The following is a 12,813-nucleotide window of genomic DNA, read 5'->3' on the forward strand; positions in this document are numbered from 1 at the left end:
GCAGACTCTCGCGTATGCCATGGCCGTCAGACTATCAGGAACAGCTTCTCCCGATTCTTTCTTCGGGGGCGATCGAAGCGGAGTGGACTTTCACGGCGTCTACTGAAGGTACGCACATTGTGCTCCCGGATGGCCGGATGGACCTCATCGTCGCTTTCCGGGGCGATGGAGGGAGCGGACTTGCTCATGTGAAATTGTTGATCGTCGGGCCCGCCCGGCGTTGGGCGGAGGTCGCTGTGTCGGCCGGCGACCGCTTCCTGGGCGTACGTTTCCGACCCGGTTGGGGTGGGCCATGTCTCGGCATCGCTCCTGCGTCGCTTACTGACAGCGCCTTGATCGGCGAAGCGGCCGAAACCGCACTTGGCTTGGACGGCGGAGCGATCGGCGACGCTCGAACGCCGTCCGCACTGGCGGCTGCCTTGAGTGCGTTCGCGCATCGGCGAGCGGCCCTGGCGCAGCGACCTAACGCGACGGTCCGGCGTGCAATCACCGTCATTCAGGCATCCGGTGGACGCCTCCGGCTCGATGAGGTCGCCCGCGTTGTCGTCGTGCCGGAAAGAACGCTGAGACGTCAGTTGACACTTGCAGTAGGACTGTCGTTCAAGGCGTTTTCCGCTGTCGTGCGCTTCCAGCGCGCCATGCGACTTCTCAACGATGCGTCAGGGCCGCTCGCTCCGGCCCATGCGGCGATCGAAAGCGGCTACAGCGACCAGGCTCATATGACACGTGAGTTTCGGCGCCATGGGGGCTTTACTCCCGGCAGCAGGCCGCCGCTGGTACTGGTCGGCATGTCGATCGAATGACGTGGCCGATTTGTTCAAGCCGGGCGAGTTGAAGTGCTCCACGCTGCACGCCATCACCACGGGAGATTACGATGCGCTTGGGCTATACGATCATTTACGTGCCGGACGTCACGGCGACGGTGGAATTCTACGAACGCGCCTTTGGCCTGCAACGTCGCTTCGTCCACGAGAGTGGCTTGTATGCGGAGATGGCGACCGGCGAGACCACGCTCAGTTTCGCCGGCGAATCGATGGCGGAACTCAACGGCGTCGCCATTCGTCCGAATAGCAGGAGCGAGCTTTCTGCCGGCTTCGAGATATGCCTTGTTACCGAGGCACCCGAGCAGGGTTATAGCCAGGCCGTCGAAGCAGGTGCATTGGCGCTCAAGGCGGTCGAGGCAAAGCCCTGGGGCCAGCGCGTCGGGTACGTGCGCGATATCAACGGGTGCCTGGTTGAAATCTGTTCACCCATGGCTGGGTAAGACCTTCGCCTCAGTGGATCCAACCCAACCTCTCACAGATCGATGTGGCAATAAGCACGAAAGCCAGGAACGTCGTGATACCCCGAAGTCGCCGTGTTGCAGGCGTCTTCGGGACATGCTTCAGGAGAGCGAAGATAACCCCGCCTGTCAGCACTGCGCAGCCGATCATGATGGCTTGAAAGATCGTCAGGTCCGTGAACACTGAAAACATGGCAGCGTCTCCTTGGGGGCAGTTTCCTGGCAGAGATTTCGGTCGCAAGCTCGACCTGGAATCCGTATCGGGATATCGATCGCATCATGCCGCGCGAGGATGGATCTTTGCCAGAACCGGCCCCAGTGATCGCTGCGCGCACTCCAGTTCGTAGTGCTGCTGCAGGTTGAGCCAGCTCTGTGCGTCGGTACCGAAGTATCGTGCCAGCCGCAAAGCCGTATCGGCCGTGATGCCACGACGCTCGTTAACGATTTCGTTCACGCGAGTCGCAGTGACGCCGATGGCCTTCGCCAGCGCATTCGCGGAAAGCTGCAACGGAACTAGGTATTCCTCGCGAAGGATCTCGCCAGGGTGTATCGGCATTCGCTTCGTCGACATCGTACGCCGCATCCTTATCGTATATCGGTAAACGATATACGTAAGATATCGCGATATCTACTTCATCGTTGCTGTCCGGCACCGCCCCGCACATCCCGGCGACATGCCTACAGGTTACCCTTGTCTCCTTACCCACTCTTCCGGAGACCTTCAATGGGCCGCACCCTTATCCTCGACACCTCCCGCCCGCACGAGAGCATGGACGCCTACATCGCCGGGCCCGCCGGCACGCCGAAGGGTGGCGTGGTGGTGATCCAGGAGATCTTCGGCGTCAACGCGCATATCCGCAGCGTGGCCGACCGCTTTGCCGCCGAGGGCTATGTCGCCATCGCCCCGGCACTGTTCGACCCCGTGGAAAAGGGCGTGGAACTGGGCTACGACCACGACGGCATGCAGAAGGGCATCAAGCTGATCGGCGAACTGGGCCTGCTGCGTCCCCTGCAGGACGTCGCCATCGCCGCCAAGCTGATCGCCGAGCAGTACAAGGTCAAGGTGGGCACGGTGGGCTACTGCTGGGGCGGCACCGTCTCAATGCTGGCCGCCCTGCGCCTGGGCCTGCCCTCGGCCAGCTACTACGGTGCGCGCAATGTGCCGTTCCTGAGCGAGCCGGCCAAGGCCAACGTGATCTTCCACTTCGGCGAACGCGACCACTCCATCCCACCGGACATGGTGGAAAAGCACCGTGAGCTGAAGCCCGAGATGCATACCTGGGTCTATCCGGCCGACCACGGCTTCAATTGCGATGTCCGCGGCAGCTACGACGAGCCGAGCGCCAAGCTGGCCTGGGAGCGCACCCTGGCGTTCTTCGCCCGCGAACTGGCATGAGTGACGGCTTCACCCTCGATGCCCGGCTGGCCGGCGACACCCTTGTCGTCGGCGACCTGCCCTTGAGCCGTGTGCTGCTGATGCGCGACGCGCGGTACCCCTGGCTGGTGCTGGTGCCGCGCAAGGCGGGCAGGATCGAGGTGTCGGACCTGGATGCGGACGACCAGGCCCGGCTCTGGCAGGAAGCCAGCCTGGCCGGCGCCGCCCTGCGTGCCGTGGCGCCGTGCGAAAAGCTCAATATCGGTGCGCTGGGCAATATCGTCCGGCAATTGCACGTGCATGTGGTGGCGCGCAACGCCGGTGATGCGGCGTGGCCGGGGCCGGTGTGGGGTTTTGGCCAGGCTGAAGCGTATCCGCCCGGCGAGGCCGAGCGGTGGATCGACGCACTGAGGGAAGCGCTGGGATTGTAGCCAGCATCAAGCCTGCCGCTGGCACCGAGGCTGTTCCCAGCCCAGCCCAGTGGCCGGCCGATGACCTACCTGGCGTATCGCCGAAACGACAACGGGGCAGGTGCCAATGGCACCTGCCCCGTCTTCTGCGTTACAAGCTCGCTAAGAACTAGCGACGAGCCGCCGCCTTCGGCGGTTACGGCTGGGTCTGCGGGTTGTAGGCGCCGCTGGCGGCGTCCTTGCCCTGCATGCGATCCGGCAGGTTAGCCTTCTGCGGGGTGTCCTCGAGCTGGCGGGCCTTCTCTTCCACGGCGTTCAGGCGGGTGAGCTCGCCCTTCTTGTCGTAGTACACGGCAAAGCCATAATCCAGCTGCATGCGAGCCATGAAGCCGAGATGGATGTCACGGATCTTGGAGTCGTCGCTGGGGATCAGCAGCACCGTCTTGGGCAGCTTGCCCTGGTCTTTCAGGTAGGCGAAGTGGCTGCCGGTGTCGGCCGCGGAAAGCACGGCGTTGTCGACCACGAACTGGCCGCTCTTGTAGGCCTTGATGGTGACGTCGAACTGGCCTTGCTCGGTCGGCACGTGGTCGCTCTTGGAGACGCCACGATGGCAACCGCCCAGCACGAGCAGGCTGGCAAGCAGGACCGCGGCGGCGGCGCGGGACAGGAGGGTGGTAACTCGGATCATGCGTGTCTCCGTGGATCGGCGTTTCATGAAGAGGGAAAGTTTACCCCGCGCCTTTCTCGCGCGCGGCTGGGACGGCACGGGCGTTCAGGTACTCGGCAGGGTCACGCCGCGCTGGCCCTGGTACTTGCCGCCGCGATCGGCATAGGACACCTCGCACTCTTCGTCGGACTCGAGGAACAGCATCTGCGCGACGCCTTCGTTGGCGTAGATCTTCGCGGGCAGCGGCGTGGTGTTCGAGAACTCCAGCGTGACGTGGCCTTCCCACTCGGGCTCCAGCGGTGTCACGTTGACGATGATGCCGCAGCGCGCGTAGGTGCTCTTGCCCAGGCAGATCGTCAGCACCTGGCGGGGGATGCGGAAATACTCCACCGTGCGGGCCAGCGCGAACGAGTTGGGCGGAATGATGCAGACATCCGACTTGATGTCCACGAAGCTGCGCTCGTCGAACGCCTTCGGGTCCACGATGGTGGAGTTGATGTTGGTGAACACCTTGAATTCGTCGGCGCAGCGCACGTCGTAGCCATAGCTGGAGGTGCCATAGGAGACCAGCCGGTGGCCGTCGCGCTCCTTCACCTGACCAGGCGCGAAGGGCTCGATCATGCCGTGCTGCCCGGCCATGCGGCGGATCCACTTGTCGGACTTGATGCTCACGTACTGTCTCCCTCGCTGGAGCCGGAAAGGTATAGGAACGTCGTCGAAGACGCCACTTAGGTGTTCTGGATGACGATCTTGGGGAACGAGATCGCCTTGTTGCGCGCCTGCAGCGACAGCTTCGCCGCCGTGGAGCGGGCGATGGCGCGATAGCGCTCCGCCAGGTCCGAGGTGGGGATGGCGGCCACCGTGGGCGTGCCCTCGTCGGCCTGCTGGCGGATACGGATATCCAGCGGAAGGTCGCCGAGGTAGGCGATGCCCGCCTCCGCGGCCATGCGTGCGCCGCCGCCGTGCCCGAAGATGTGTTCCTCGTGGCCGCAGGCGGAGCAGATGTGGGTGGCCATGTTCTCGACGACGCCCAGCACCGGCACTTCCACCTTGCGGAACATGCCCAGCGCCTTGCGCGCGTCCAGCAGGGCGATGTCCTGCGGGGTGGTGACGATGACCGCGCCGGAGACGGGCACCTTCTGCGACAGGGTGAGCTGGATGTCGCCCGTGCCGGGCGGCAGGTCGATGACCAGGTAGTCCAGGTCGTCCCAGCGGGTGTCGTTGAGCAGCTGCATCAGGGCCTGGGTGACCATCGGGCCACGCCAGATCATCGGCGTGTCCTCGTCGATCAGCACGCCGATGGACATGGCCTGCAGGCCGTGGGCCAGCATCGGCTGGATGCTCTTGCCGTCCGGCGACACGGGCTTGCCGGTCAGGCCCAGCATGCGGGGCTGGCTGGGGCCGTAGATGTCGGCATCGAGGATGCCGACGCGGGCACCTTCGGCGACCAGGGCCAGCGCGAGGTTGACCGAAACGGTGGACTTGCCCACGCCGCCCTTGCCCGAGGCCACGGCGATGATGTTCTTCACCCCCGGCATAGGCGCCAGTTGGCCCTGCACCTTGTGCGGGTGCACCCGCCAGCCGACCGAGACGGCGGCCGCGGCGATGCCCGGCTCGGCTTCGAGCGCCTCGCGCGCCTGCGTCGTGGCCTGCTCGACATAGCCGACGGCGGGGTAGCCGAGCTGGATATCGACGGACACGCGGTCGCCATCGACGCCCACGGCGCGCACGGCGGCGCCGAGCGACTGGCCCGAATAGGGGTCGATGACGCGGTCGAGGACACCGCGCACGAGGGTTTCGCTGGGCTGGGTCATGGGGGATGTTGAGCAAAATCGAAGATTGCCCATTATGCCAGCTAGCGGGGTGGCACCGGACCGTCGGCACCCGCTTCCCGTCCATCCTGCCCTTGGCGGCGCATCTGGCGCGGTGCAGCTTGACGGCGTCGATGGCCCTCGTCAGGCTCCGGCCATACCTTACCGTATGGGGAGTACCGCAAACTTATGAAGTCCATGATCCGCGCCGCCCTAGGTCTCGCCCTCGTCGCGAGCGCCCTCCCCGCCTTTGCCGCCACCGACAGCCCGGTCGGCAAATGGAAGACGATCGACGACACCACCAAGGAAGTGAAGTCCATCGTCGAGATCACCGAGGGCGCCAACGGTCAGTTGGAGGGCAAGGTGCTGCAGGTGCTCAAGTCCGATCATGGCCCGCATCCCGTCTGCGCCCAGTGCGATGGCGAGCGGAAGAACAAGCCCATCGAGGGTATGACCATCATCTGGGGCCTGAAGAAGGACGGTGACAACGAGTGGTCGGGTGGCCAGATCCTCGATCCGGCCAAGGGCAAGATCTACAAGCTCACCGTGAAGCTGGAGAACGGCGGCAAGACGCTCGACGTCCACGGTTACATCGGTTTCTCGCTGATCGGGCGTAGCCAGGATTGGGTGCGGGTGGAATAAAGCGGGTGGAATGAGGGGAGCGCCGTAGGGCACGGCCATAAGGGCATCGCGCACATCGTGCGCTCCTACACCCGTCGTTCTTGCGAGGCGGGTGCCCGCAAAAAACCGCCTAACCGCGCCCCATGCCATAATCGCGGGCCCCGAAGCCGACCGCGATCCTCATGGCCCGCCGCATCCTGGTTACCAACGCCCTTCCCTACGCCAATGGCCCGCTGCACCTGGGCCATATGCTCGGCTACATCGAGGCCGACATCTGGGCGCGGGCGCAGCGGATGCAAGGCAACGAGGTGTGGTACGTCGCCGGTGAGGACGCCCACGGCACCCCGATCATGCTGGCCGCCGAGAAGGTCGGGCTGACGCCGGAAGATTACATCGCCGGCATCCGGGCGTCGCACGAAGCGGACTTCACCGACTTCCATTTCAGCTACGACCAGTACCACACCACGCATTCCCCGGAAAACCGGGATATCGCGACGGCCATCTACACGCGCCTGCGCGACGCCGGCTACATCGCGCGCCGGGATATCCAGCAGCTGTACGACCCCACGCGGGACATGTTCCTGCCCGATCGCTATGTCAAGGGCACCTGTCCCAAGTGCGGCACGCCCGACCAGTACGGCGACAACTGCGAGAACTGCGGTGCCACCTACGCGCCTACCGACCTGCTGAATCCGTATTCGGTGATGTCGGGTGCCACCCCGGTGCTGCGCGATTCGGAGCATTACTTCTTCGAACTGGGCAAGTTCGAGCAGCTGCTGCGCGACTGGTTCGCGGGCAAGTTCACCGAAGGCAAGCCCACCGCCGACAGCGGCGTCGTGGCCAAGCTGGCGGAATGGATCGACGGTGGCCTGCGCGACTGGGATATCTCGCGTGACGCGCCCTACTTCGGCTTCCCGATTCCCGACGCACCGGGCAAGTTCTTCTATGTCTGGCTGGACGCGCCGGCCGGTTACCTCGCCGCGTTCAAGGCCCTGTGCGATCGCACCGGACTGGTCTTCGACGACTTCCTGCGCGCGGACAGCACGGCCGAGATGCATCACTTCGTCGGCAAGGACATCATCAACTTCCACGGCCTGTTCTGGCCGGCCATGCTGCACGGGGCCGGCATGCGCGTGCCGACCGCGCTGCATACCAACGGCTACCTGACAGTCAACGGCGCGAAGATGTCCAAGTCGCGCGGCACCTTCATCCAGGCGCGCACCTTCCTGGATGTCGGCCTGGACCCCGAAGCCCTGCGCTACTACTTCGCCACCATGCTCAGCCCACAGCCGGTGGACGTCGACCTCGACCTGAAATCGTTCGAGGAACGCGTCAATTCGCATCTGGTCGGCAAGTGGGCCAATATCGCCAGCCGCACCGCGGGTTTCCTGCACACGCATTTCGCCGGCACGCTGTCCGATCGCTTCGACCCCGAGGCGTCCGCGCTGTGGACCGACCTGCTGGGGCAGTACGACGGTATCGATGCACTCTACGAGGCCGACGAGTACGCGGAAGTCACTCGGCGCTTCGTGGCCATGTCCGATGCGGTCAACGGCTATATCGCGGCGAAGGCGCCCTGGGTCATCGCTCGTGACGACACGCGCCGCGACGAATTGCACCAGGTGTGCTCGTTCGCGATCAACGCCTTCCGCCTGCTGTCCGGGCTGCTCAAGCCGATCCTGCCGACCACGGTCGCCGCCGCCGAGGCCTTCCTCGGCGCGCCCATCGCCAGCTTCGACGATGCACGGCGCGAGCTCTTCGGCCATACCGTGAATGCGTTCTCGCCGCTGTTCTCGCGCCTGGATCCGAAGAAGATCGCCGCGATGGTGGACGCCTCGAAGGAGTCGCTGTCCCCCTCCGAGCAGGCCCGCGAAGCCGTGGCCGAAGCCAAACCGTCCAAGAAACCCAAAGAAAACGCCAAGCCCATGACCGAAGCCACGCCTGCCAACACCGCCGCCGACACCGCCGCCACCGTGTCCATCGACGATTTCGCCAAGCTCGACCTGCGCATCGGCAAGGTGCTGGCCTGCGAGTTCGTCGAAGGATCGGACAAGCTGCTGCGTTTCGAACTGGACGCCGGCCCCCTTGGTAAGCGGCAGATCTTCTCCGGCATCCGCGCGGCTTACGCGGAGCCGGAAAAACTCGTCGGTCGCAGCGTGGTGTTCATCGCCAACCTCGCCCCGCGCAAGATGCGCTTTGGCCTGTCGGAAGGCATGATCCTGTCCGCCGGTGACGGCGGCGCGGATCTGTTCCTGCTGGATGCCGACCAGGGTGCGGCACCGGGCGCCACCGTCCGCTGATCCGCCCACCGGCCGCGCGCCAGCCATGACGCCAACGCTCGCCGATCGCATCGACGCCCTCCTGCCGCAGACCCAGTGCGAGCAGTGTGGTTTCCACGGCTGCCGTCCCTACGCGGAAGCCATCGCCGCTGACGCGGCGGGCATCGATCGCTGCCCGCCCGGCGGCGCGGCCGGCATTCGCCGGCTGGCCCATCTGCTGGATCGCCCGATCGTGCCGCTGGACCCCGCCCATGGCGTGGAAAAGCCGCGTACGCTGGCACGCATCGTCGAAGCCGACTGCATCGGCTGTACCAAGTGCATCCAGGCGTGCCCGGTGGACGCCATCGTGGGCGCCTCGAAGGTGATGCACACGGTGCTCAGCGACCTCTGCACCGGATGCGAGCTGTGCGTACCCGCCTGCCCGGTCGATTGCATCCGACTCGATCCCATGCCCGTTTCGCAAGCCGAGGATCCCGGGCACGCGGATGCCGCGCGACGGCATTTCCAGCGCCGGGAAGCCCGCCTTGCCCACGAACGCGCCGAGCGCGAACGCCAGCTGGCGGCGAACAAGGCCGACGTGGCCGCACCTGCCGCACGTAATGCCGTCCTCGAGGCCCTTGCCCGGGCCAGGGCACGGAAGAAGGACAGCCCGTGAAGAAAGCCGATGTGGTCGAGATGTTCAGCCGCCTGCGCGAGCTGAATCCGCATCCGAAAACCGAACTGGCGTACACCACGCCGTTTGAGTTGCTCGCCGCCGTGGCGCTGTCGGCCCAGTCCACGGACGTGGGCGTGAACAAGGCCACGCGCAAGCTGTTTCCCGTGGCCAATACGCCGCAACAGATCCTCGACCTGGGCCTGGACCGGCTCAAGCCGTACATCAGCACGATCGGCCTTTACAACAACAAGGCGAAGAACCTGATCGCGATGAGCCAGATCCTCGTCGACCGCTACGCGGGCGAGGTACCGAAGTCACGCGAGGCCCTGGAATCGCTGCCCGGCGTCGGGCGGAAAACCGCGAACGTGGTGCTCAACACCGCCTTCGGCGAACCGACCATCGCCGTGGACACGCACATCTTCCGCGTCGCCAACCGCACCGGCCTGGCCCCCGGCCCCGACGTGCGCAAGGTCGAGGACAAGCTGGAGAAGGTCATCCCGGCGGAGTTCATCCAGGATGCCCATCACTGGCTGATCCTGCACGGTCGCTACGTGTGCAAGGCGCGGAAGCCGGAATGTCCTAGCTGCGCCATCGTGGATCTTTGTGCGTTCAAGCAAAAGACGAAAGCGGCCTGACGGGATGCGCTCGACGGGATGCGTAACGCGCCCGACGGGATGCGCCTGACCGGGCCTGACGGCATGTGGGACGCGCTTGACCGGATGCGTGTGTAGGAGCGCACGCACGTGCGCGAACCCTCAACGCAACGATGGCGAACGAAGCCATAAAAAGCCTATGAAACGGCGTTTCCAAGCGCAAAACGAAGCAAAACTCAGGTAGCAAAAACGCCGGCTAGTGCCGGCGTTTTTGCCTCATTCGATGTAGCAACGTTGAGGGATCGCGCACATCGTGCGCTCCTACATGGCCCCTCGTGGGCCGGAACTATGCCGCCTGGGGGGCGCCTTCGACGCGGCGGCCCAGTTCGTGCCAGTCGACGATCAGCTCGCAGCCACGCTTGGAGGCATTCTGGCCCCACTCCTTGAGCAGCTCGAGGGACGCCTGGTCGACGTGAACCAGGCGATCCATGCGTACGTTGAGGCGGGTGTTGGCCGGCACGGCCTCCAGCTTGCGTGCCATGGTCGGCACCTTGAGGAACGTGGCCGAGCCTTCCAGGTGCAGCGTGGCGTGGCCGGGCTCGTCGTGGTGCTGCACGTCCATCTTCAGCTTGGACGAGAGCAGCGCCAGGCGGAACAGCGACAAGCCGAAGCCGACGATCACACCGGTGAGCAGGTCGGTCGCGACGATGGCGACCGTGGTGGCGACGTACACGGCCGCCGTGCCCTTGCCGTACGCTGCCAGCGACTTGATCTGGCCGGGGTTGACCATCTTGACGCCGGTAAAGACGAGGATGCCGGCCAGGCACGAGACCGGTGTCATCCGCATCAGCCACGGCAACAGCATCACGAAGGCCAGCAACCAGCCACCGTGCAGGATGGCGGCCATGCGCGTGGCGGAACCCGCCTGCACGTTGGCCGCGCTGCGCACGATCACGCCGGTCATCGGCAGCGCGCCGAGGAAACCGCAGATGAGATTGCCTACGCCCTGCGCGGTCAGTTCGCGGTCGTAGTTGGTGCGTACGCCGTCGTGCATGCGATCCACCGCCGCCGCCGACAGCAGCGTTTCGGCGCTGGCGATGAAGGCGAACGTGGCGGCGGCTACCAGCAGGGTGGCGTCGAACAGGCCGAACAGGCTGCCCATGCTGGGCAGGCTGACCGCCGAGAACAGGTTGGCCGGCACGTCCACGCGCTTCACGTCCACCGCGGTGAGCTGCGCGATCAGGGTCATGGCGACCACCGCCAGCAACGCACCGGGCACGAAACGCAACTTGGCCGGGCGCAGCTTCTCCCAGCCAAGCATGATGGCGATGGTACCGAGGCCGATCATCAGGGCGGCCGGAGCCTGCCCCTCGCCCGCACCGGTCACCGATTCCCACGCCGCCGCAGGCAACGCCGCGAAATTCTCCAGGCCTCGGGCCTTGGGGATGGCGTCCAGCAGCACATGCGACTGCGACGCCACGATGAGGATGCCGATGCCCGACAACATGCCCGCCACGACGGCGGGCGAGGTCATGCGGAACCAGACGCCGACCTTGCACAGGCCGGCAACGACCTGGATAAGGCCCGCCAGCAGCACGACGGGACCGAGGGCGGCCACGCCGTGCTCACGCACCAATTCGAACACCAGGACCGCGAGGCCCGCCGCCGGGCCGCTGACCTGCAGCGGCGAACCGGCGATGGAGCCGACGATGATACCGCCCACGATGCCAGTGATCAGTCCCGCGCTGGGTGGCATACCCGACGCGATCGCGATCCCCATGCACAACGGCAGAGCGACAAGAAAAACGACCACCGAACCGAGGAGGTCGCGGCCAAAGAGGCCCTGGGAGAAATAAGCGCGCATGTCTGGCTTTCCTTAAGCGGCGTTTGCCACCGGCAGCGGCGTCGAGAAACGCGCGTGCGGTGTCGCGTCGGGCGCGTGGGCATCGCCGGCGACGAGGGGGCGGAACCGGCCTTCGAGGGGATCGAAGGCGGTGATTTCCGTCTGGGCGATGTCGTAGATCCAGCCGTGGATGCGCAGGCTGCCGTTGGCGATGGCGGCGGCGACCGCCGGCAGGGTACGCATGTGTTCCAGCTGGCCGACCACGTTTTCTTCGGTGAGGTAGCGCAGGCCTTCCTCGCCCATCATGGTGGGACGGTTCTCGGCGACGACGTAACGGGCTACGTCGGCATGCTTAAGCCACTGCTCCACGGAGGGCTTGCCCTTCAATACGGAGGGGTTCTGCAACGCTTTCATCGCGCCGCAGTCGGAGTGGCCGCAGATCACGATGTGCTGGACCTTCAGCGCCGTGACCGCATACTCGATGGCAGCGACCACGCCGCTGACGTGCTGGGCGTACGGCGGCACGATGTTGCCGACGTTACGGTAGACGAACAGGTCACCCGGCTGCGCGTTGAAGATCAGCTCGGGCATGATCCGCGAGTCGGCGCAGGTGATGAACATGGTGTGGGGTGTCTGGCCGGACGCCAGACGGGTGAAGACCTCGCGCTGGTCGTCGGTCATGTTGCGGCGGAAGTTGTCGAAGCCCTGGATGAGACGTTCCATGGTGGTTTCTCTCTTCTTGGCGGAAAGGGGGCGCGAGCGCTCACGCTCGCGGCGGCCGGCAAAGGCGCCGACACGCGGGGAAAGGGAAAGGAAATGGGGTTGCACAAGCCCGGCATGGCGACGACAGTCGCGACACGGGCTGGCGGAAGCGGCGCACATGGGCGCCGCGAGGACATCAGGCGATGGGAGGGCGCAGGTCCAGGCTGGGGTGGTGCGCGTGCGGTTGGGGGCGCACGTCCGCATGGCCGGTGGTGGCAATGCGGGGTATCGAGACGATGTGCAGGGGCGGCACGTCGAAGGTGTCGTCGAGGCCGCCGCCGCTGTTGTCTTCCAGCGAGGGCACGGCGTCTTGATCGTCGAAGGCGACGGTGTCGTCCGCGGCAGCGACATGGACATGCTGCGTTGCATGTTCCTGGGCCATCGTCACCGACAGCGCCTCCGCCGCGGCGGGTGCGGCGCTGACGCCCATGCAGGCGACGAGCAACGCGAAGAACACGAAGATCGTGCTTGCGAAGCGGCGCATGACGAGGGCGGCGGGGGTGTCCATGGGCCGA

General features: G+C 65.5%; 15 protein-coding genes. 8 read left to right on the top strand and 7 right to left on the bottom strand.

The features are described from left to right. Positions 1-14 precede the first annotated feature (14 nt). Together ACVKN3_RS03420 and ACVKN3_RS03425 are read left to right on the top strand one after the other, a co-directional pair. Complete coding sequence (locus tag ACVKN3_RS03420) at positions 15-803, top strand: helix-turn-helix domain-containing protein (protein ID WP_456991224.1); 789 nt, start codon at positions 15-17, stop codon at positions 801-803. 71 nt (positions 804-874) lie between these two features. Next, complete coding sequence (locus tag ACVKN3_RS03425; RefSeq protein WP_354515877.1) at positions 875-1,264, top strand: VOC family protein; 390 nt, start codon at positions 875-877, stop codon at positions 1,262-1,264. Between the two features lie 295 nt (positions 1,265-1,559). Here the strand turns inward: ACVKN3_RS03425 and ACVKN3_RS03430 are convergent, their stop codons facing one another. Then, positions 1,560-1,853 (bottom strand): HigA family addiction module antitoxin, encoded by a 294-nt coding sequence (locus ACVKN3_RS03430; RefSeq protein WP_354515875.1) that lies wholly within the window; start codon positions 1,851-1,853, stop codon positions 1,560-1,562. A 153-nt stretch (positions 1,854-2,006) separates the two neighbouring features. Between ACVKN3_RS03430 and ACVKN3_RS03435 the strand changes: the two genes are divergently transcribed. Together ACVKN3_RS03435 and ACVKN3_RS03440 are read left to right on the top strand one after the other, a co-directional pair. Beyond that, positions 2,007-2,678 (top strand): dienelactone hydrolase family protein, encoded by a 672-nt coding sequence (locus tag ACVKN3_RS03435; protein WP_354515873.1) that lies wholly within the window; start codon positions 2,007-2,009, stop codon positions 2,676-2,678. Further along, positions 2,675-3,088, top strand: a complete 414-nt coding sequence (locus ACVKN3_RS03440) for an HIT family protein (RefSeq protein ID WP_354515871.1) — start codon at positions 2,675-2,677, stop codon at positions 3,086-3,088. The genes ACVKN3_RS03435 and ACVKN3_RS03440 overlap by 4 nt, the downstream gene beginning before the upstream one ends. A 175-nt stretch (positions 3,089-3,263) precedes the next feature. Here ACVKN3_RS03440 and ACVKN3_RS03445 read toward each other — a convergent pair whose 3' ends face one another. The 3 genes from ACVKN3_RS03445 to apbC all read right to left on the bottom strand — a co-directional run bounded on the left by ACVKN3_RS03445 (position 3,264) and on the right by apbC (position 5,548). Further along, the gene (locus ACVKN3_RS03445) at positions 3,264-3,755 is read right to left on the bottom strand and encodes a hypothetical protein (protein WP_036140731.1); all 492 of its coding nucleotides are present in this window, start codon (positions 3,753-3,755) and stop codon (positions 3,264-3,266) included. An 84-nt stretch (positions 3,756-3,839) separates the two neighbouring features. After that, positions 3,840-4,406, bottom strand: coding sequence for a dCTP deaminase (gene dcd, locus ACVKN3_RS03450; RefSeq protein ID WP_285401330.1), 567 nt, complete (start codon positions 4,404-4,406; stop codon positions 3,840-3,842). A gap of 56 nt (positions 4,407-4,462) precedes the next feature. After that, the gene (gene apbC, locus ACVKN3_RS03455; RefSeq protein WP_285401332.1) at positions 4,463-5,548 is read right to left on the bottom strand and encodes an iron-sulfur cluster carrier protein ApbC; all 1,086 of its coding nucleotides are present in this window, start codon (positions 5,546-5,548) and stop codon (positions 4,463-4,465) included. Between the two features lie 186 nt (positions 5,549-5,734). On the opposite strand from apbC, the gene ACVKN3_RS03460 reads away from it, so the two are divergent. From ACVKN3_RS03460 to nth, 4 genes are all read left to right on the top strand, one after another. Continuing rightward, positions 5,735-6,187, top strand: coding sequence for a DUF2147 domain-containing protein (locus ACVKN3_RS03460; protein ID WP_285401334.1), 453 nt, complete (start codon positions 5,735-5,737; stop codon positions 6,185-6,187). A gap of 161 nt (positions 6,188-6,348) precedes the next feature. Then, positions 6,349-8,466 (top strand): methionine--tRNA ligase, encoded by a 2,118-nt coding sequence (gene metG, locus ACVKN3_RS03465; RefSeq protein ID WP_285401336.1) that lies wholly within the window; start codon positions 6,349-6,351, stop codon positions 8,464-8,466. A 25-nt stretch (positions 8,467-8,491) separates the two neighbouring features. Next, positions 8,492-9,100: an RnfABCDGE type electron transport complex subunit B gene (locus ACVKN3_RS03470; protein WP_285401338.1), complete on the top strand. Its 609-nt coding sequence runs from the start codon at positions 8,492-8,494 to the stop codon at positions 9,098-9,100. After that, positions 9,097-9,735 carry an endonuclease III gene (gene nth / locus ACVKN3_RS03475; protein ID WP_036140725.1) on the top strand — a complete coding sequence of 213 codons (639 nt, stop codon included), beginning with the start codon at positions 9,097-9,099 and terminating at the stop codon, positions 9,733-9,735. The genes ACVKN3_RS03470 and nth overlap by 4 nt, the downstream gene beginning before the upstream one ends. A gap of 304 nt (positions 9,736-10,039) precedes the next feature. Here nth and ACVKN3_RS03480 read toward each other — a convergent pair whose 3' ends face one another. The 3 genes from ACVKN3_RS03480 to ACVKN3_RS03490 all read right to left on the bottom strand — a co-directional run bounded on the left by ACVKN3_RS03480 (position 10,040) and on the right by ACVKN3_RS03490 (position 12,806). Beyond that, positions 10,040-11,557: a SulP family inorganic anion transporter gene (locus ACVKN3_RS03480; protein ID WP_285401340.1), complete on the bottom strand. Its 1,518-nt coding sequence runs from the start codon at positions 11,555-11,557 to the stop codon at positions 10,040-10,042. A 12-nt stretch (positions 11,558-11,569) separates the two neighbouring features. Continuing rightward, complete coding sequence (locus tag ACVKN3_RS03485) at positions 11,570-12,259, bottom strand: carbonic anhydrase (RefSeq protein WP_036140723.1); 690 nt, start codon at positions 12,257-12,259, stop codon at positions 11,570-11,572. Between the two features lie 175 nt (positions 12,260-12,434). Continuing rightward, entirely contained in the window at positions 12,435-12,806 is a 372-nt protein-coding gene (locus tag ACVKN3_RS03490; protein ID WP_285401343.1) for a hypothetical protein, read from the bottom strand. Positions 12,807-12,813: the final 7 nt, after the last annotated feature.

Source organism: Luteibacter sp. PvP120 (assembly GCF_054055715.1).